This is a genomic window from Streptomyces sp. NPDC051677 (genome assembly GCF_044453465.1).
In the GTDB taxonomy this organism is placed as follows: Bacteria; Actinomycetota; Actinomycetes; order Streptomycetales; family Streptomycetaceae; genus Streptomyces.
Map to the genome: position 1 here is coordinate 55,786 of NZ_JBITCT010000019.1, position 17,796 is coordinate 73,581.

A 17,796-nucleotide genomic window follows, 5' to 3' on the forward strand; every position below is an offset into this window, starting at 1 on the left:
GCTTAACTCCCGTCGGCATGGCGTATTCACGGCCATGCCGACGGCGACCGGCGTTGTTGGCCTGCCCGTCCGTCTCCTCGCGTTGTACTGCTCACGGTCGGTCGGGCCAGAAGGTCGACAAAGGGAGCCGGACGGAGGGCAGTTGTACCGCGTGGATTGGTCCGAGAGCGGCTGCAGCAGCGCGAAGGGCTTGGTCGTAGGAGCCGGAGCCGAGGACTTCAGCAGAACAGGCAGGACAGTCACCGGGGCGGCGGCCATGACCGGCGCTGCGATCTCCGGAGCCTCGGACGTGCGCGAAGGCGTCGTCGGGAAAGTCGGCTCGCACGGCATGCCAGACGCCGAGGCGCTCGTCGTCGGGTAGCCCGGCCGCTACCGCCGGGCGCATCGGCGGCAACAGGCGTCCGTGGTCCTGGACGAGAAACACCCGGTCGGTGAAGTCGACGCTGTCCCCCTCGGGACGCTCCTGCTCGAGCCACGCCTGGGCCTCCTCGCGGGTGCCCGGCCCCCACAGATAATCCGTCGGGAACCGCGTGGTCTCGTAGCGGGTGTCGAACTCCGCCCAGTGAGCATCATCCCAGCGACTGCCCGGTACGAAGGGGATGGCGCGCACCACAACGTGCTGGTACTCGTCGTCCTCCTGATCTTCCCTGGGACCGGGGACGGCGAGAGCGTGGGCGGGCTCCATCCGAGCCCGCCCGGAACCGTTCCAGCTCAGCACGGCGACCTCCCGGCGCAGAGGTGCCGGGTACAGGCGCCCACCCGGAGTGGCTTGCCCCCACAGCTGGTTGATCAGTTCCGCCAGATCCCGCACCGTTCGGGCCGCCTCGACGGGGGTGTCGACATGGTGGCCCGAGGGATGGGCAACGTAGTTACGCAGCCTGGCCAGCGCCTCCTCGACCGCGCGGCTGCGCCGCCCGCGGAGCAGACCCGCCGTACGCGCCCACAGGCGGAGCCCGTGCAGCATCCCGTTGAACTCGATGGCCTGGTTGGCGACGACCAGCTTCGCACGCTGTCGCGTCATCCTGTCTGCACGCTTCTTGACGTCGTCGTACGACGAGACGGTGTAGGAGACGTCCGGGGCCTGGGGGACGCGGAAGGTGATGGTGCCGGCGCACCATTCCAAGAAGCGATCTTGCAACGCCTGCTCGTAGATGAGGAGCGCCTGGTCGCCGACGATGGTGTACACGTCGTAACACAGCACGCCGTAGGCGAAGACGGTGCGCAGCCGCTCGAAGGAGTCGCGTGTTCCGGCCGCGACACCCGCCGTCAGGTCGCAGTCGGCGATCTGACGCTGCTGGAACTCCGCAGCGTCCTCGGGCTTCATACGGCCGCCGAGCCCGTAGGGATTGAACGCCAGCGACAGATCATCCGCGGCGCGCAACTCCTCAAGCGACCGGATCTCCATGCACTTCTCCTCACGATGGGAAACGGGTCAGCATGCACCAACAGGCCCCCGGTCGGCCACCCCTTTCCTTGGGGTGACTTGGTGAGGTCGACGCGAAATGACTCGGAACGGCAGTTCGCCGGGGGCAGACAGGAAAGATCGCGGAAAGACTGGCCAACGCGGGCGGGGGCATGTCAACGTAGACGACCTTGCAAGAAACCCCAGGTCAGAGAGGTGATTGCCCGTGACCGTAGCGCCCGTGGACTCCGGTTTCTCCACCACCGTCGAAGCCCTGCGGCTGCGCGAGTGGCAGCTCGGCCCCGGCCAGCCCACGCTCGTGATGGACCAGTTCTCCGCAGAGGACTTCCACCTGATTGTGGACGACCGCGCGGACGTGCACGTCAGCTCGAAGGACGGCCGCTTCTACCTCGGCTGGTTCCCGCTCGGCCGTCCCGGCACGGACGGTGAGGGATGGAAGATCGCTGTGTCCGGCACGGCCAAGGTGCGCGGCTATCACCTGTCGTTCGACACCGAGACGCCGGCCGACATCGTCGCCGCCGCCGTGGCGCGTGTGCTGGAGACCTCACGTCGTGTACGACAGCCAAGCACCCACGAGTAGTTCTCGCTCGGACCGGTGGCCAGATGTCGGGCCCCGTTTCTTTCATCGCTCACCGTATCCCCTCACCCCAGGAGGCTGTTCGTGACGACCCCGGATATGACCGTCGGCGATCTCATCGACCTGCTGTCCGCCTGCGACCGGGATGCTCCGGTCCGTCAGGCCATGAACCCCTTCTTTCCGATGGCACACCGCCTGGCGCAGGTCGTGCAGTCCGTGGACGAGACCGGCCGGACCGTCGTCTACCTCGCCGAGGGACGGGACGAGGACGCACAGCTCGGACATCTGCCGCCCGAGGTCGCCATCGCCCTGACCTGGCAGGGCCCCGTCCAGGCACCCCCGCGCCGCCCCCGCCGCAGTGCTGGCGGCAATTAGACCCGCACCGACCCCTTGGAGGCGCCCCTGTACCCCGACTTCCCGCCCGACCCATCCATTCCGCCCGGCGGCCAGCCCGCGTTCTGGGTCGGCCCCCGGCATCTGGCCGGTGACGACGGGCGCCTCTACGACCGTGTTGCCGACACGCTCTCCGGTCTGGGCTGGACGAGCCTGACGATTGTCCGCGGACGTCATGAGCCGGACGAGGCACCGGAGGACCGCCAGGTCCTGCGCAGTACCGTTCTGCACATCAGCTCCGACACCCTTCGGTGGGCGCAGTGGAGCCTGGCGGACGAGCCGTTCCACCTGGGAGACCTGCCGATCGCCTGGCAGATCTCCGCCCGCGCGGACACCAGCAGCCCGCTTGCGTCGTGGTCGTGCTACTTCACCACCGATGTCCCAGGCGAGGCTGTGGCCGACTTCCTCGTCGCGCTCGACGCCCGAGACCAGCCCGCCGCGCCGTTCGCCGGCCCCGAACTGGTCCTCGACGCCGTCGCCGCACACGGCTGGCTCCGCGACATCGACCAGCCCAACGCGGCAGCGACGGACCCGACGTTCACCTCGCACATCAGCCTCGGCGAGGTACCGCCCCTCATCCAGGACGCCGACCCGCGCGCCCTGACGACCGAAGCCGACGAGCCTGGACCAACTGGATGGCAGGCATGGGCCGAGCCCGCGCTCGGCGCCCCCTGCCTGTGGGCGGTCTCCTTCGGTTCCAGCGTTCCGCACGACCTCGTGGCAGCATTCGCCGCCTCCCTCAGCTCGACCGCACCGGTCCTGCGCCGAGTCCTGCCTGAGGCCACCCGGGAGCGACTGCTGCGGGCGCCGGCCCAGTGATCGACGGCGCCCCTCAGCCAGATGGAAGAAGCCCGGTCCTCTCGTATGAGGCTGGGCTTCTGGCATTTCCCTCCGGGGCTCGGGCGAGCCATCGAGTCGGAGGGCGGCGACCGGGGCGCTGAGTACAAGGTGTCGGGCCTGCCCGTACCGGCGATCGCCTCCGGTCTCAAGGCGGGTAAGTGCGGTGAAGCGGGGGTCTGCTTGGTGTATTGAAGCGGATCGGGTGATGTCGGTTGATTGCCTGACAGGTAGCGGCTGGGTCCGGTAGATGTGTGCACATGGACGACTCCACGGCCGGGGAACCCACTCCCGCAGATGGCGAGCCCGCGCCCTCCGACGAGAAGTTGAAGAGCTGGTACGCGAAGCACAAGCCGAAGATCCGCGTCATCGCCGGCATGACTCTGGTCGCGGGTCTCGCCGTGGTCGCTTACCTCGCAAGGCAGGGCTCCGCAAGGCATGAGGTCGAGGACATCACGGATTACGAACCGGCCTCCGACGATGAAGCTACGGAGCAGCCTCGCCAGTCCTACCCTGACCCTGACCGCGACCCCTTCCTCCGAAGGCTCCCTCCCGGTCAGCACGCCGGCGAAGAGGCCAAGGCGAGGTACAGGGAGTTGACGGGCGACGAGCTTCCTGACGGTTACACCGTGGTTCGCCGCTGGATGTACGGAACCGCAGCCTGACCACCGCACTGATGGTGTCCGTCAAAGCGGAACAAGCTCAGCACAGCACTGCTGCCCCCGACCGTCCTGGTCGGGGGCAGCAGTGTGTCGGGGCCGGTCAGTTGGCTGCCGTGGCCTTGGTGAGGGCCTTGTCGAGGTGGCGGTCGACGAGGGCCGGGGAGCCGGAGACGATCAGCAGCAGGCTGCCGTCGCGGATCGCGGTCTGCTTGACCACGGTGCTCCGTCCTCCGGCGGAGAACGTCAGGAGCTGGCTCCACTGCTCGTCACCGAGGCCGTGGGGCGCGGGCAGCTTTTGCGAGGCGATGTCGATCGGGGTGCCGCCCGCGACGACCTGATAGGTAGGGCATCCGGTCATGGCGTCGAAGATCCGGCCGATGCCGTCGGACAGCTTGGTCGCGCCGTCGCTGTACAGCTCCTCCGAGATCTCGGAGGAGCTGCCGCCGTAGGTGAAGGTGGCCTTCGCCTTGTGCGGGAAGGTGAGCGTGCCGCCGGTCGCCGTGCCGCCGCCCAGTTCGCTCAGGGCCGGGCAGCCGATGACGGTGACGTCGTCGTGCTGGGTGAGGCGCTCCGGCTTGCGCAGATAGCCGTTGCCGAGGTCACTCTGGTCGAGCAGGCGCGTCTCCAGCGCGGCCGACGTGAGCGGGGCAGTCTGCTGGGCGGCGTCGGCCGGCGACCCGGTCCGGGCGGTGGAGTGCTTGGCGCCGGTGGTGTCGGTGGAGCAGGCGGACACGGTGAGGAGGGCGCCGGTGATGCCGAGGACGGTGGTGGAGACGCGAACGCGCATGACGGAACTGACCCCTTGGTGCTGGGCGACGGGTGGTCAGTGCGGGCCCGCGGGCCCGGTGGGGTCGTAGGAGTGGGGGTCAGTGCCCGAGGTGGCGCAGGCAGTCCTCGAACGTGGCGTGCGTCGCGTCCGCCGGTCCGCGGTTCCGGTTGAACCAGGCGGTGTCGAGGCGGGTTTCCTGCTGTTGGTGGCCAACCCGGCAACGCAGCCAGATCTGGTCGCGGGTGGAGAGGATGAGCCAGTCCCGGTACGCGCCGCACTCGGAGCAGGCGACCATCTCGCCGTCGAGGACGAGCGGCTGCTTCCACGGCATCATGGTGCCGTCGACCTGGTCGTGGCTGGGTACCCGCAGCTCCGGCGGAAGGAAGTCGTCCACCACCGCGGTCGGCTCGATGTGTTCCGGCTCGGCGAGCGGCACCCCGATCCCGGGCGGGACCTGGTTCTGCAGCCGCGCCGACAGCTCGAAGAATCGGCGCTGTTCCTCGCTGGGCTCCTTGGCCCGGCGGCGTATTCGGTGAAACACCCTGGCGTCCTCCTGTGCCTCGTCCTGCTCGCTTCATGATCGTGCCTTACGCCCCTGGCGGTTTCAATTCACAAAGTCCACAGTCGCCTTCGGGCAGGTCATCAGGTGTTTTCCGCCTCCTGGGGGCGCGGATGACGAGTGGGCACGGGGCGTGTCTCCGAGCGGATGAGTGATGTCCCCCTCGGCGTGCCCGAACACGCCACGTCAGCTTCGACCGCCCAACTTCGCGTCGCCTACCGGCTCGAGTCGCCGCACCTGTGCCCTTGCGTTCCTCCTGAGTGTGCGTAGTGCCCGTGACCCACAGGGCGGGTCTGAACGCCGCCGGGGTCCGCTGTGACGGACGGCAAGGCTGTGGGTCGCGAGCAGGGCGGTGGCGGTGCGCCTGCTCATGGCCGTGCGCTGAGGCTGCACCCCGGCCGGAAAGGCTCACCGGGTCTTGCCCGATGTCTCCTCCCCGCTGCGGCGGCGGCCAGGTGCGGAAGTCTGGGGGGCCGTCCTGCGCGTTGAGGACTGGACCCCAGCGGTGCCGCTTTCGGACAGGGGCGAGGCGTCGGCTGGCAGATCGGCCGCCCGCCGCATCCGCCACACCAGCACGTCGCTCACCGACTCCGCAGTGTCGAGTTCACGACGCCCGACCACGGCGGACAGAAGAGCGGCCGGATCGTGGCCGGCGGCTTCGGCTTCCGCGATGGTCGCGGCCAGGGCGTACCAGCCGGGCTCGGCGAGGACCTGCTCGGCGAGTTGGGGCAGCGTTTCGCGCAGCAGCACGGTCTGCCGCTGGAGCACCGGTCGGCTCAGACGTCGGCCTCGCTGGTAGAGCACGCCGAGCGGCTGGGCGGCGGCGGCTTGGTAGGCGGTGCGCAGGTGCCCGGCCGCCTGGGCGGCGGCTTCGGCCTGCTGGGCATGGCCCTTTCTCGCGTGCCAGTGGGCGGCGGCGGTGATGAGGAAGAACAGCATGTCGATCGCCATCGCGGTGGTGGCACCGTCCTCACCGCGGCCGAGGGCGGGCCCTGCGTGGACGAGGTCGCGGGCGGCCTGCCGCAACGCGCGGTCGTGCCCGCGTACGGCGCGTACGTGGGAGCGGGAGGCCCGCTCGAACGCTGCTGCGGCGTCTCGCAGTTCGCGGCGGGTGTGTGCCGCAGAGGTCTTCGCGAGCGCGTCCAGGACTTCGCCGGCGGCGGCGATGTGGGCGGCGGCGACCGCGTCGTCGCCGTGCTCGACGATGAGCACGGCCTGCCACGCGGCCGATGCCGTCCTGCGGCGGGCGGAGGACGGGGCGCCGGGCCCCGTACGGACCGTGTCCTCCTGCCGTGGAGTCGGATCGGCACCGGTGTCGCCGGACCAGCGCTCCCGGATGCGGGGCAGCGACAGATCGGGGGCCAGGCGTGCGCCGGTGTAGAACACCGGCTCGCCGTCCTTGTTCAGGTCGTCGGGCAGGGCGACCTTGTATCCGAGGAGGTCTCCGGAGGGCGCGGCGCGCTTACGGATCAGGAGGCCGGCGGCGGCGAGCCGGTCGAAGAACTCCTCGTCACTTCTCGCACCGGATACCGCGCGCCGTACCGTCTCGCGCAGCTCCTCGCGGGCGGTGCGCTCGCGACCCTGGCGTTCGGCCTTGTGGCGTTCGGCGCTGGTGGGCCGCTGGGCGGCGGTGCCGTCGCCGGGGGCGACCTGGTGGAGGCCGAGTTCCTTCTCGATGAGGCGGCACTCGGCCTGGGCGCGTTTGCCGGAGCGGAAGTCGTCGGGGCGGCTGCCGTCCTCGCACACCACGGTGGCGACGATGTGGATGTGGTCGTCTGCGTGGCGTACGGCGGCCCAACGGCAGCCGGGCTGCCCATCGCCGGGGTCGATGCCGGTGGCGGCCACGATCCGCCGGGCGATCTCACCCCATTCCTCGTCGGACAGGATCCGGTCGTCCGCTGTCGCGCGCACGGAGGTGTGCCAGACGTGCTTGGCCGGACGGGCATGCTTCGGCAGGGCCATCACCGGCTGGTCCAAGAGCTGCTGCAGGTCCTTGAGGGTGGCGTTCGGGTCGCGGCCGGGGTCGGGGGCCATGCCGTCGAAGGAGGCCACGAGGTGAGGGTCGGTGTGGTCCTCGTACTTGCCGGTCTCGTAGAGGTATTTGAGGAGACCGAAGGTCTCTGATCCGGCGTTGTTGACGCTGGGGATCACGCGGCACGCTGGTCGATCAGGCGGGCGGAGGCGTCGCGGACGCTCTCGGCCGCGCGGTGGACGGCGGCGATCGCCGCTTCCAGCTGGGGAGTTTCGGCACCGGAGTTCAGGGCCTTCACGGCCTGGTTGAGGTTGCTGCCGGCCCAGCCGAGCTTGCGGCGGCTGTCGAACAGCGCGGTGATCACTTCGCGTTCGTCGGCTATCTCGGCGCTGGTTCGGTCGAGGTCGCGGGCTGCGGCGAGTGCGGCGCGGGCGAGGAAGCCGGCGACGGACAGGTTGCACCGGGCGGCGGCGGACTTGATCAGCGCGAACTCTTCTTCGTTGAAACGGGTGTTGGGCTGGTGCAGGCGCTTTGTGGCGCGCGGCTGACGCGGACGCTGACGGGCGTGGGCAGCGCGCTCGCGGTGGCTGCGGCGCTCGGTCGGCTTCTCCTCCGGTCCCAGCTTCGATCCGCCCTCGGTCGAAGCCTGATGGACCTGCGCCCCCTGGTGCAGGTCCTCCCCGTCCCCCTTGGGGGCGGGGTTGGCGGAAGCTACGCTTCCGCCCCAACTTGCTCGCCCCGAGACCGAGTTGGAGTCGCAAGGAGGTTCCGGGGTGGTGCCGTTCTGAGTGGGGTTCGTCATCGGATTTCGGGCCTCATGGTTCGGGTGCGGTGCTGGATGGTCGCGGCCAGCGCGACGAGATCGGCCGGTCCCAGGAGGACGCGGAGGGGTCCGTCGGGGTGGTCCTGGACGAGCCACTGGCCGTTCGGGGTGAGGACGGCGGCGTGCAGGACTCGCCGGCGGACCAGGACTTCCGCCCAGGCGCTGGCCTCGGCGGCGGTGGGCTCGGATGAACGAGGGGGACGCGGAATCACGGCGTGCCTCCTTAAGCGGGGTGGTGGCCCGGCACGGAGCCGGGCCACCCGTTGCGGATAGGAGTGTTGAGCTGGGGTTTGGCCGGTTTAGCCGCACTCGGGGCATCGCCCGACGTGGCTGTTGAGCGCCCGGGCCATCCGCTGCTTCGTCGAGGCAGCCTGCTTTGCGCTGGATTTCGCTGCCGGCCTGCCTTCGTGCCGCTTGGAGTGGGCGAGCATGAAGCCGATCTCCCGCTCGTACTGCGCGCGGACGGTGTCGAACTGGTGGCAGGTCCTCATCGGGCGGTGCTCCTTGTCTTTGTGGTGTCGTCGCTCCGCAGTTCCTGGAGGACGAGGCTCAGCCGGTCGTTCCGGCCGCCCTTGAGGCCCTCGCGGCGGAGGATCTCCCGCAGCTGGACCCGGGTGACGGACTCGTTGCCGTCCCGTTCGAGCAGGGCGGGGACGTGGGGACGGACCTGCTGGACGAGCTGTTCCACCGACTGCTCCAGGTCGCGTGGCGGGCGCTGTGTCTGCGGGGTGCGGGGCCGGCCGCGCTTCCCCTTGTTCTTCGTCCTGGTCTTCGTGGTCGTCTTCCGCCGGAGGGGGACCGTGTGGCCCCGGTCCCGGGTGGGTTCGGTCCCCGTGTCGGTGTCGGTCGGTCCCCGGTCCCGGGTGGGCTCGGTCCCCGTGTCGGTGTCGGTCGGTCCCCGGTCCCCGGTGGGCTCGGTCCCCGACTCGGCGGCGTTGGGTCCCCGACTCGAATCAGGGCCATGAGCAGGCACTTCTCGCGTCAGGCGCTCGGTCCCCATGCTTCGGGCGTCCCCCTCCGAGGCTTCCGGGTTGGCGGGACCGGTCCCCGGGACCGCGCTTGTTTCTGGGGCCTCGGTCCCCACGCCGGTCCCCGCGTTCTCGCTTTCGGTCCCCGCGCCTGCCGATGCCTTCGAGTCCGCGGTTTCGGGGACCGGTCCCCTCGGGGCACTCGGTCCCGGGCCCCCGTCCGACTCGGCGGGACCGTGGGGACCGGCTACGGGGACCGTCGTCGAGGCCGACTGCGAGGGGACCGTTGCTGCCGTTGCGGTGCTCTGCACCGGGGACCAGGGCGAGGGCAGCGGGACCGTAGCGAGCGCGAGTGCGTGCCGGCGGGCGGCGAGCTGGTCGAGCAGGTTCGCGCGCTGGAGGGGGTCGGTGCCGACCGAGGCCCTGCCGACTGCCTTCGACAGGCGCCGCGTGAGCCGCCGGCCGCGCCAGCTCCGCTGCTGCTCGGGGGTGCGCTCGGCGAGGCGGGCGGCGAGGGCGACCGCGCGGGTGGTAGCCCGGTCCCGGGTGATCTGCGCGGCGTCGCGGTCTCGTGCGGCGATGCCGAGGCGGGACAGGAGCCGCTCGCGTGCCTCCCGGCCCAGGACGGCGATCAGTCCGTGGGAGGCGGCGCCCGGGGTGTGCAGGCGCAGCTCGATCCCCATCGCGAGGTGCCACAGCATCGCCGCCATGACCGGCCCGACGAAGGCCCGGACCGTGCCGCCGATAGGACCGCTCTCGGCGTAGGCGGGGATCACCTGCACTCCGGTGATCACCCAGACCAGGGTGCCCGGCAGACCAGGAGCACCCTGGGTGGCCAGGTTCTGGCGTGCCATCAGCGCGGTGGCGAAGAGCGCCAGCTCGGCGGCGGCGAACATGCCGGCCCGCTCGGCGGTGCCGGCCATGTCGAGGAAGTCGACTGCGAAGCGCCATGAGGTGTCGGCGCTGTAGGCGGTGCAGCCGAGGGCTGCAAGGGCAGCGACCTTGACCGCCGGTCCGCCGAGACGTTTCTGCGGGTGCGTACCCCGGCGTCGGATCGTCCAGGCGACCAGTACCAGCACGAGGGCGGCGGGCACGATGGCGGCGAGGAGGAGAGGGAGGTCCGGAGCGGCGCTGAGGGCCAGGACGGGGTGGGTCATGCGGCCTTTCCGAGAGAGGCGGACGCCGAAGTCGACGCTGCTGGGCGGGCCGCCGGCTGCTGTGTGCCGGGTGCAGTGGGCGCGGGGCTGCTTGCTGCCGGGGTGGTCTTCTTCCGCTTCTTCTTGGGCCGCGGCACGCCGTAGGTGCGGTCGCGGTCGAAGACCTTGTTGGCGGCCTGCCGGAGCAGGTCTCGGGCGTGCTTGTGGCTGATCTGCAGGGCGGCGGCGAGCCGGTCGGGCCGCCAGCCGCGTACGTAGGCGTGGTCGATGACGACCTGCCGCTCGGCCTCGGTCAGATGGACGTCGCGTCCCTGGAAGAAGGCCGTCACGCGCCGGTAGTCGAGGCGCTTGGGCAGTCCGTCGTGCAAGGGGCGTCGCTCGGCTTCGGTGAGGCCGCCCCAGATGCCCTCCTTGAGGACGTTCTCCAGGGCGAAGTCGAGGCAGTCGCGGCGTACCGGGCACCAGCCGCACAGCTCCTTCGCCTCAGCGATGTCCTCGTGGTCACGGGGCCCGGGGAAGAAGACGGCGTCGGCGTCCTCGACGTCCATGCCGTGGCACGCTCCGCGGGTGTGCCAGCTGGTGTCTCCAATGCCGCGCAGGCCAGTGGCCGGCGCGTCGTGGGTGGTGATGTGGCGCAAGGCGATCTCCGATGTGCTGCCGCGTCGGCCGGCCGGGGCGGTGCTCGGCGGGCGCGGCGTCGGGTGTCGGCTGCGCCGCGCGGGCGTGCGCCGCAGCCGGAATAAGGACGGTGATGTTGGGAGTAGGTGCATCGGACGGGATGCACGCCCCGGATGCGCCGGTCAGGCCATCGCGGGCTGTTGAGCCTGCTCCGTCTGCTGGGCCTGCTGGGCGGCGGCGAGGTCGAGGCGGCCGGGGTGTGGGGTGGCGCGCGGGGCAGTGGTACGTACCCCGTCGTCGGGGCCGATCCGGCGGCGGCGACACGGCTCGCCGGGCTGGGCCAGGCACCACTCGCACTTAACGCTCAGGGCGTCGGGCAACCCCTGTGCAACGGCTGCTTCGCGTGCTGCTCGCGCGGGCCGGTAGGGCGCGAGGGCGGCTCGGGCGGCGGGCGGTATGCAGGAGCCGATCTCCCGCAGCCGCGCCTCCAGCCTCGGGTCGATTCCGTCGTGACCGCTGGTGATCGCCCGGGCCTGCGAGGGCTGCGCGATGCCGGCGGCGACCGCGCGGCGGGTGCCAACCAGCTCGGCGGTCCACGCGGCCTGGTCGTCCGGGTCGACGGACGGCGTGGGATCGGAGTGCCGCGCCAGGCGGTCGCGCCGGTAGCTCTCCCAGGGCCGGGCCACGTCCGCAGGCAGGATCTGGTACGGCGAGGTGCGGATGTGCTGGCGGGCGGCGACCCGGACGTCCCACCCGTGCGGGGTGGCCATCGGCACATCTCCGAGCAGCTCGTGCCACTGCGCGAGCTGGTCGCGGGCCTCGCCCTGGTCGGTGCGGATGGTGCGGGGGTCGAGTCGGCCGATGTAGGCCAGCAGGGCGGCGATTTCGCGGCGGTCCACGGTCAGCCCTCCGTTCCGGTCGGCTCGTCGAGGGCGGCGAGAAGGGCGGCGGTGTGGGCCTCGGCCCGCGTCATGCCGCCCGGCACGGAGGGGCCCTTGCCGGGCACTGCGTAGAGGTTCGGGCGACCCGGGGCGTGCTCTCGGGCGATCCAGGAGCGCCAGTCGGCCGCCCAGGCATCCGCCGGCCTCGGCTTGAAGGCGGACCGGTGGGCACGCCACTTCGCGTCGGCTGCCTGCAGGCCCTGCTCGCCGAGGCGGTCGAGGTGTCCCTGCTGGCGGGCCCAGGCGTGGGTGGCTGGGTCGACCTGCCACTCGGCAGCCGAGAGGACGGCAGCACCACCACTGCTGTACCTACGGTTCAAATCCGGTTCACTACGGTTCTGTGTGCCGGTTTCCGGTACATCGCTGTGCCGGTTTCCGGTACGTCGAGGTGCCGGTTTCCGCCTCGACCTGCCGGATTCAGGTACTGCCGGTTTCCGGACCCTCGCGGGGGATTCCGGCACCTCACGCGGGCGGATTCCGTACCGCCGCAGGGCCGAGATCCGCAGCGCGGGGGTGTCCTCGGGCACCTCCGCCGGCGCCTGGTCTGCTTCCTCGTCCTCTGTGGTCTCCGCCACGGTCTGGGCGGCGAGGGGGAGGCGGTAGACGGTGCTGCGCTGCGGGCCGGTGAAGTCGTCGAGCTGCTCCAGCTCACCGGCGCGGACCAGACGGTCGATGGCCTCGCGCACCGTGGAGACGGAGGCGCGCGTCCGTTTGGCCAGGCTCGACAGCGACGCCCAGGAGACGCACTGCTCGTCGGCCACCCGGTCGGCGATCGACAGCAGGACCAGACGCGCGGTTCCCCTGCTGGAGCTGTGCTCCCACACCCACTCGCGGGCTTCGCTGCTCATCGGCCGCTCCCGATGAGCAGGCGGGGCCGGTGGCCCGCCGAGGCAGGGATGGTGTACTCCGACTCGGGGCGCCGAGGCGCCGAGGCGGAGGTGGCTGCCGCGCAGGCCAGGCAGAAGGGCCTTTTGCGCAGGGCAGGAGGCATGCGATACTCCTCGTTGCAGTGTTGCCACGCTGACGCGCCCCTAGGAAGGACTCAGCGTGGTAATGGTGGGCAACCTCCGCCCTTGCCGGGGCGGACATGCCATTTAGCGTTCGGCGTCCGGGAGTTCCCGCTCTCGGACGCCGTCGCTGTATGCGGACCTACAGGTCGATGGCTGCTGCACTCCTTGCGTCCGTGGTGCCGGGCAGTCTGCCCGGGACGACGAACATACGCACGGACCCGTGTCAAGATCCAGAGTTGGTCCTTAAACTCTGTACTGGTTGCAGAGAGCGACGGGGAACCCCGCTTTTACGCTGGCCCGGAAGTGCCGACTCGTGCCGTGTCCGCCTGAGAGTTGCCGCTCTCGGCCGGGTGGCATCTTCTTGTGCTCCCGGACACGTCGGCCGCCGGGTGATCGCGCGTGCGCTTGCGTGTCGCGCGCCGTACAGCGCGCGTACGTGCATCGCCCCCGCACCCCTATCTATCGCCATATAGGACCTTCGAGTAATCGGCCTCATTCGTCCCGCTCTGCCAGGTATTCGGCACTGGACTGGACGGCTGCGAGGCATCAGCCAGCACCCCTGCGGGCGGGGTTGCGACGTGGGGCTGTTCCCACACGGCCCCGACAGCGTGCGGTCGTCGATGAGGGCGGGGCCGAATCCACGGTCCCGTCGCCGGCAACGGATGGATACCGAATCCGGCGGCGCATTGCGCAGGAGGCGACGGCGACGCAACATGCACGGAGGGTCCTTCCTGAGGCTCGCACCGTAGAGAGCTGGAGCCGGCCAGCGAGTGCGATACGGAAACGTACGCCAGTTGCGTAAATGTATCAAGCCTGGGCTACAGTTGCTCCAGAGGACGCTCCCACCGGCCCGATCGCCACCCTGCAGGAGTTCATGTGCCCCCACGTCAGTTCGACGGCAGCCGCGTACGTGCTGTCCGGCGGGGCAAGGACCTCCATCAGAAGGAATTGGCCGCGATGGTGGGCGTCAGCGCCCCCACGGTCGCGCGATGGGAGAGCGGCCAGGACTTCCCCAAGGGTGAGAAGCTCCCCGCAATTGCAGCGGCGCTCGGTCAGCCGCTTGATGTCCTTTTCCCTCACGACGGTCCGCCGGACCTGCAGCTCCTGCGCTGCGACGCGGGCCTCAGCATGGCGCAGGCCGCTGCGATCATCGACGCGAGCCGCGTGCCGGTGAGCAACGCCGAATCCGGCCGCCGCCGGCTCAGTGATGCTTACGTGCAGCCGCTCGCACAGGCGTACGGGGTGACCGAAGAAGAATTGCTGGCCGCCCAGGACTGCTCGTTCGGGCTTCACCCCAGGGGCTCGCGAGACGAGCAGGCGTCCGCACCTCGCACGGTCGGGGAGAAGATCAACTATCTCCTGCAGCACGGGTACGTTGGTCAGGAAGCGCCCTCTGATGAGGAAATTGCGCGCATCGTCAATGAGCATGCGGGCATGGCGGCCGTCACCGCCGACGGCATCGCCGCCCTTCGCGCGGGGGCCACAACCGAGGCTTCTGATGTGGTGCGTGCCGGCCTAGCCCAGGCCCTCCAGGTCGACGCGGCCCTCTTCCAGGACGATGCCGAGGTCGACCCTGCGGCCCGCGAATTCCTGGAGGCACTCCGCTTCCTCGGCTCGATTCACCGAGGGCAGATCCTCGGCCTGGCTGCCCGCGGCAGCAGCAGGGGTCTGTCCGCCGAGATGATGGCCCACATCAACGAGCTCGTCGGAGAGCTGAAGCACAAGCTGCCAGAGGTGCAGGACGGGGAGTGACGCGGTCGGCGAGCACTCCTCGCGGGCTTGGATGTCTGAGGCGTTTCCGCTCTGCCGGCTTAAAGGACTGCACCCGCCGCCTGGATGCGCTGGTCTTCACCATCCTGACCGGCCACTTCCCCGCCCAGGGTGAGGCGAACGCGGAGGGCGCCGAAGACGACTGCCATTCTCGAACCGGCGCTGGTCGGCCCTGCTGGGGAAGATCAGCAGGAGTTCGGCCAGCAGCAGGAACGCCTCCCCGCGTACGCGCCCGGAGTCAGGACTGAAGACGGCGGCAAGAACGCCGTGCCCGTCGACGAGGGAGACACCGCCGGCCTACCGGGGATCGCCGGTGCTGAAGCCCACGGTCGCGCGGGACAGCTGGCTTTCCCGATGTGCCTGGAGCAGCCGTCCGACGCGGTCGAGCACGTCACCAGGCAGGTCAGTGTCGCCGCGTCCGAGCTGGCCTTCTACGACTTCACCTCCCGCGCGGCCAAGCGGCACTCAGCAAGCTGCGGGATCTGACCGGCTGGCACGAGTGCACCAAGACTGACCTGGTCAAGCTCGTGTCGGACCTGGTGGACGTGATCTGGCACGACGAGCGACGCGAGGAGCAGGCCGAGCTGCTGCGGCAGATGCGCGCGAAGGTGATCGACCTCGGCGGCACCGCGGGGGTATGCGGAGATGCTCGCGCGCGCCATAGCGCAGACCTGAGGACGCAGGAAGCGGATCCGATCGGTCGGCGGTGACTTCGTCGTAGAGGAATACCCAGTCGACGCACCGCAGAGCGCCTACGAGGGCGGCGCGTTTGCGTTCGCCGACCAGGGGTCTGCTGGTTCCGCGCAACCTCTAAGACGCTGTAAGGTCCACGCCGAGCAGCTCGGAGAGAGTGGCCACCGTCTGCCGGGGGTCCTGGTTGTGCACCCCCGCGAGGCCGAGCTGCTCCGCTGCCCGAACATAACCCTCGGTGTCGTCGACGAAGATGCACTCCTCGGCGGGCAGAGCCATGAGCTTGAGCGTGATCTTGAAGAGCTCGGGGTCGGGCTTGCGCAGCAGGTGCTGCTCGGAGATCACCACGACGTCGTACAGCCGCTCAAGCTCGTAGCCGTCGTACAGGTCCCAAGGCGCGAGCCCTACGGAGTTGGACAGGATGCCCACCTTGATCCCGGCTCGCCTCGCCGCAGCAGCCGCATTGATCATCAGCGGCTCAGGACGCAAACCGCCGAAGATCCGGCCCATCAAGTTGTCGGGGGAGACACCGAGCTTCTTGCCCGCGATGGTGTTCCACTCGGTCTGACTGACCACGCCACGCTCAAGATCGCTGGTGAGCCGGACGCCCTCTTCGTCCTTGTACAGCGCGGAGATGCAAGCACCCTGCGGGAGTCCCTCACGCTGCTCGAAGGCGAGCACCACGGGCAGCAGGGGGGTGGTGAGAACGCCCCCGAAATCGAGAATAAGACCGGAGCGGTTGGACATGCGGGAACTCCATTGCTGAGATTTCGACGCCCATCCAGACCGGACGGCGTAACGGCCCGGCTACATGTGGCGACGGCAGTATCTGTGCGTCGCAGGCCGGTCCACTTACGTGGCGGAGCAAGACCTATCAGTCCGCGCGACCGACGGTACCAGCTCAGTTCATGCGGCGGATGGTGCTAAATCTCACTTGCCGACACGCCCTCAAGATCGCTATGTCGCATGGTTATGCGCGAAAGGCAATGAGGTCTGAACTGAGAAATCAGCATGTGAAGCTCATTGCAGGCTACCTGCCTGGTTCGGATTCCGCCTCTGTGGAGTGCAGGAGAAGCTCCTGAGCTTGATCCGTGGTGATGTACGAGTAGGCCGTGCTGACCCGTGCTAGCCACGCCGCTTCACTATCGGTGTCAACGAACGGTTTCGCTCTCAAGGTAGCAGCGGGGTACGGATTGGCTGGCATGGTGTCAGCGGCCTGGAGTCCGGCCTTAATCCAGTACGCTTCCGCTGCCGCCTCGGGGTCGGGGAGCGATGCAGTGATGTCCTCGGCGGCGAACATCAAGTCTCGTGGAGCGTAGTAGCGCAGCTTTTCGCAGGCGTCAGAAATATCCTGGGTCCATCGGTCCAGGCGGACATCTATGGGGACGCGTATGTGCATGAGTTCCACGACGCGCCGTCCGGGCGGATACAGGCTCGTCCCAGGAAAAGCCTCCACCAGGTCAAACCAGAGTGGATAAGTCCTGTAGAGGGTGCGCCAAGTCTTCCACTGGGCCGCCGCCGCGCTAGTGGTGGGAATGCTCGCACCGACGGCAACTATTAGGAACAGCAGATCCATCCATATTGATGTGGCGTCTACGAGGAGCTGTACTGTGGATGGGCTTAGTGGGAAGGCTACCGCAGCCCATAGGATGGTGATACGGGCCAATGTATGTGCCAGCCCCATCCACATCGAAATCCCCATCAAGCCCAGTCCCACACGCATGCTTGTGCTCTCGGCCTGTCGCGCCGCCCTCGTCCACTGGTAGCCGCAAATCGCGGTCGTGATAAGTGGGAAGAAGTAGAAGACGGTCATGTAGACCGCGACTCCCCATTCTCCAGCGTGGTCGATGAGGAAATTTCGACTCGGCGTGGGGCGGTCCACCACAGTGAAAAATAGGACTGCGAGCAGAGTGACGCCTATCGCCCCAGCCTTGTAGGATGCGCGGGCGACCCAGCGGGAGACCGCTACGTGCCGGGGTACGACTGTCTCCGAACTTTTCCCGTAGCTGGTGGCGACGTAGGTCAGGGCCGCGATGATCGATGCAGTGCTAGCGAAGTGTCTGAGTAGGGCACTCAGGTCCACCACGGGAATACGATCTAGCGCATCCATTGCTGCTGGCGTGTAGAGCCACAGGGCTACAGCGAATCCCGCATAGCCGCCCCAGAGCGCCCTGCGGTGAGAGTCACCGTACCGAACTGCAGGGAATCGCCATACGGCGATGACGGTCATCACTGCCGCAGTCAGGTATGTAAAGTAGTCGAACATGCAACCAATGACTATCTGCGCTGGCTGCACGTTTTGCCGACCCGTAAGAGCGACTGACTGCAGCATTAATTGCCAGTAGGAAGACTATTCGGTGCGGCGAAAGTTACGAGGTCGGGAAGCTCACCTCGGTGGTCGCCACACCATCGTGGTTAGCGGCGGCGTCGCGGTGGAGCAACTGGGTGAACAAGTGAAGATTCCAGGAGACTAACCATGTCATCTCCTGTGGCCGACTGGCGACGCGCCAACCGTTTTATCAATGAGGCTGAAATCTCCGCCTGCTTTTCCTCGGGACTGTCAAAATCTACGCGCCCTTGGACCAGAGTCGACGGGAAACGTCGAACCACTTCCTGGCGGATGCGTT

20 protein-coding genes are annotated in these 17,796 nt (G+C 69.0%); 7 read left to right on the top strand and 13 right to left on the bottom strand.

Annotated elements, in window-relative coordinates; all coding sequences use genetic code 11:
• Window positions 1-91: 91 nt before the first annotated feature.
• Window positions 92-1,405 (bottom strand): hypothetical protein, encoded by a 1,314-nt coding sequence (locus tag ACIBAF_RS23195; RefSeq protein ID WP_399465308.1) that lies wholly within the window; start codon window positions 1,403-1,405, stop codon window positions 92-94.
• 223 nt (window positions 1,406-1,628) lie between these two features.
• Between ACIBAF_RS23195 and ACIBAF_RS23200 the strand changes: the two genes are divergently transcribed.
• The 4 genes from ACIBAF_RS23200 (at window position 1,629) to ACIBAF_RS23215 (ending at window position 3,895) form a co-directional block, all read left to right on the top strand.
• Window positions 1,629-2,003 carry a DUF317 domain-containing protein gene (locus ACIBAF_RS23200; protein ID WP_399465309.1) on the top strand — a complete coding sequence of 125 codons (375 nt, stop codon included), beginning with the start codon at window positions 1,629-1,631 and terminating at the stop codon, window positions 2,001-2,003.
• An 81-nt stretch (window positions 2,004-2,084) separates the two neighbouring features.
• Window positions 2,085-2,375, top strand: a complete 291-nt coding sequence (locus ACIBAF_RS23205; protein ID WP_399465311.1) for a hypothetical protein — start codon at window positions 2,085-2,087, stop codon at window positions 2,373-2,375.
• A 15-nt stretch (window positions 2,376-2,390) separates the two neighbouring features.
• The gene (locus ACIBAF_RS23210; RefSeq protein ID WP_399465312.1) at window positions 2,391-3,212 is read left to right on the top strand and encodes a DUF317 domain-containing protein; all 822 of its coding nucleotides are present in this window, start codon (window positions 2,391-2,393) and stop codon (window positions 3,210-3,212) included.
• A gap of 278 nt (window positions 3,213-3,490) precedes the next feature.
• Window positions 3,491-3,895 (top strand): hypothetical protein, encoded by a 405-nt coding sequence (locus tag ACIBAF_RS23215; RefSeq protein WP_399465313.1) that lies wholly within the window; start codon window positions 3,491-3,493, stop codon window positions 3,893-3,895.
• Between the two features lie 97 nt (window positions 3,896-3,992).
• Here the strand turns inward: ACIBAF_RS23215 and ACIBAF_RS23220 are convergent, their stop codons facing one another.
• The 10 genes from ACIBAF_RS23220 to ACIBAF_RS23265 all read right to left on the bottom strand — a co-directional run bounded on the left by ACIBAF_RS23220 (window position 3,993) and on the right by ACIBAF_RS23265 (window position 12,547).
• Entirely contained in the window at window positions 3,993-4,679 is a 687-nt protein-coding gene (locus tag ACIBAF_RS23220; protein ID WP_399465315.1) for a hypothetical protein, read from the bottom strand.
• A gap of 79 nt (window positions 4,680-4,758) precedes the next feature.
• Window positions 4,759-5,202, bottom strand: a complete 444-nt coding sequence (locus ACIBAF_RS23225) for a hypothetical protein (protein WP_334648885.1) — start codon at window positions 5,200-5,202, stop codon at window positions 4,759-4,761.
• Between the two features lie 426 nt (window positions 5,203-5,628).
• Window positions 5,629-7,371 carry a relaxase/mobilization nuclease domain-containing protein gene (locus ACIBAF_RS23230; RefSeq protein WP_399465316.1) on the bottom strand — a complete coding sequence of 581 codons (1,743 nt, stop codon included), beginning with the start codon at window positions 7,369-7,371 and terminating at the stop codon, window positions 5,629-5,631.
• Entirely contained in the window at window positions 7,368-7,994 is a 627-nt protein-coding gene (locus tag ACIBAF_RS23235) for a plasmid mobilization protein (RefSeq protein ID WP_399465318.1), read from the bottom strand. The genes ACIBAF_RS23230 and ACIBAF_RS23235 overlap by 4 nt, the downstream gene beginning before the upstream one ends.
• On the bottom strand, window positions 7,991-8,227 hold the full coding sequence (locus ACIBAF_RS23240; RefSeq protein WP_399465320.1) for a hypothetical protein: 237 nt from the start codon (window positions 8,225-8,227) through the stop codon (window positions 7,991-7,993). Before ACIBAF_RS23240 ends, ACIBAF_RS23235 begins: the two co-directional genes overlap by 4 nt.
• Window positions 8,228-8,314: 87 nt before the next feature.
• Complete coding sequence (locus ACIBAF_RS23245) at window positions 8,315-8,506, bottom strand: hypothetical protein (protein WP_399465322.1); 192 nt, start codon at window positions 8,504-8,506, stop codon at window positions 8,315-8,317.
• Window positions 8,503-10,140 carry a hypothetical protein gene (locus ACIBAF_RS23250; RefSeq protein WP_399465323.1) on the bottom strand — a complete coding sequence of 546 codons (1,638 nt, stop codon included), beginning with the start codon at window positions 10,138-10,140 and terminating at the stop codon, window positions 8,503-8,505. The genes ACIBAF_RS23245 and ACIBAF_RS23250 overlap by 4 nt, the downstream gene beginning before the upstream one ends.
• Window positions 10,137-10,778, bottom strand: a complete 642-nt coding sequence (locus ACIBAF_RS23255; protein ID WP_399465324.1) for a WhiB family transcriptional regulator — start codon at window positions 10,776-10,778, stop codon at window positions 10,137-10,139. Before ACIBAF_RS23255 ends, ACIBAF_RS23250 begins: the two co-directional genes overlap by 4 nt.
• Window positions 10,779-10,940: 162 nt before the next feature.
• The gene (locus ACIBAF_RS23260) at window positions 10,941-11,657 is read right to left on the bottom strand and encodes a hypothetical protein (RefSeq protein WP_399465326.1); all 717 of its coding nucleotides are present in this window, start codon (window positions 11,655-11,657) and stop codon (window positions 10,941-10,943) included.
• Window positions 11,658-11,659: 2 nt separating this feature from the next.
• The gene (locus tag ACIBAF_RS23265) at window positions 11,660-12,547 is read right to left on the bottom strand and encodes a helix-turn-helix domain-containing protein (RefSeq protein ID WP_360815919.1); all 888 of its coding nucleotides are present in this window, start codon (window positions 12,545-12,547) and stop codon (window positions 11,660-11,662) included.
• Window positions 12,548-13,585: 1,038 nt separating this feature from the next.
• On the opposite strand from ACIBAF_RS23265, the gene ACIBAF_RS23270 reads away from it, so the two are divergent.
• The 3 genes from ACIBAF_RS23270 (at window position 13,586) to ACIBAF_RS23280 (ending at window position 15,189) form a co-directional block, all read left to right on the top strand.
• Window positions 13,586-14,461, top strand: a complete 876-nt coding sequence (locus ACIBAF_RS23270; protein WP_399465327.1) for a helix-turn-helix domain-containing protein — start codon at window positions 13,586-13,588, stop codon at window positions 14,459-14,461.
• 129 nt (window positions 14,462-14,590) lie between these two features.
• Window positions 14,591-14,965 (top strand): hypothetical protein, encoded by a 375-nt coding sequence (locus ACIBAF_RS23275; protein ID WP_399465328.1) that lies wholly within the window; start codon window positions 14,591-14,593, stop codon window positions 14,963-14,965.
• A gap of 41 nt (window positions 14,966-15,006) precedes the next feature.
• Entirely contained in the window at window positions 15,007-15,189 is a 183-nt protein-coding gene (locus tag ACIBAF_RS23280) for a hypothetical protein (RefSeq protein WP_399465330.1), read from the top strand.
• 100 nt (window positions 15,190-15,289) lie between these two features.
• Here ACIBAF_RS23280 and ACIBAF_RS23285 read toward each other — a convergent pair whose 3' ends face one another.
• Window positions 15,290-15,916 carry an HAD-IA family hydrolase gene (locus tag ACIBAF_RS23285; protein ID WP_399465332.1) on the bottom strand — a complete coding sequence of 209 codons (627 nt, stop codon included), beginning with the start codon at window positions 15,914-15,916 and terminating at the stop codon, window positions 15,290-15,292.
• Between the two features lie 283 nt (window positions 15,917-16,199).
• The gene (locus tag ACIBAF_RS23290) at window positions 16,200-17,435 is read right to left on the bottom strand and encodes an MAB_1171c family putative transporter (RefSeq protein ID WP_399465334.1); all 1,236 of its coding nucleotides are present in this window, start codon (window positions 17,433-17,435) and stop codon (window positions 16,200-16,202) included.
• Window positions 17,436-17,796 lie beyond the last annotated feature (361 nt).

Bases quoted from the DNA above. Each gene is read 5' to 3' on its own strand.
- ACIBAF_RS23195 (WP_399465308.1), bottom strand. From the start codon at position 1,405: ATGGAGATCCGGTCGCTTGAGGAGTTGCGCGCCGCGGATGATCTGTCG.
- ACIBAF_RS23215 (WP_399465313.1), top strand. From the start codon at position 3,491: ATGGACGACTCCACGGCCGGGGAACCCACTCCCGCAGATGGCGAGCCC.
- ACIBAF_RS23220 (WP_399465315.1), bottom strand. From the start codon at position 4,679: ATGCGCGTTCGCGTCTCCACCACCGTCCTCGGCATCACCGGCGCCCTC.
- ACIBAF_RS23235 (WP_399465318.1), bottom strand. From the start codon at position 7,994: ATGACGAACCCCACTCAGAACGGCACCACCCCGGAACCTCCTTGCGAC.
- ACIBAF_RS23245 (WP_399465322.1), bottom strand. From the start codon at position 8,506: ATGAGGACCTGCCACCAGTTCGACACCGTCCGCGCGCAGTACGAGCGG.
- ACIBAF_RS23250 (WP_399465323.1), bottom strand. From the start codon at position 10,140: ATGACCCACCCCGTCCTGGCCCTCAGCGCCGCTCCGGACCTCCCTCTC.
- ACIBAF_RS23265 (WP_360815919.1), bottom strand. From the start codon at position 12,547: ATGAGCAGCGAAGCCCGCGAGTGGGTGTGGGAGCACAGCTCCAGCAGG.
- ACIBAF_RS23285 (WP_399465332.1), bottom strand. From the start codon at position 15,916: ATGTCCAACCGCTCCGGTCTTATTCTCGATTTCGGGGGCGTTCTCACC.
- ACIBAF_RS23290 (WP_399465334.1), bottom strand. From the start codon at position 17,435: ATGTTCGACTACTTTACATACCTGACTGCGGCAGTGATGACCGTCATC.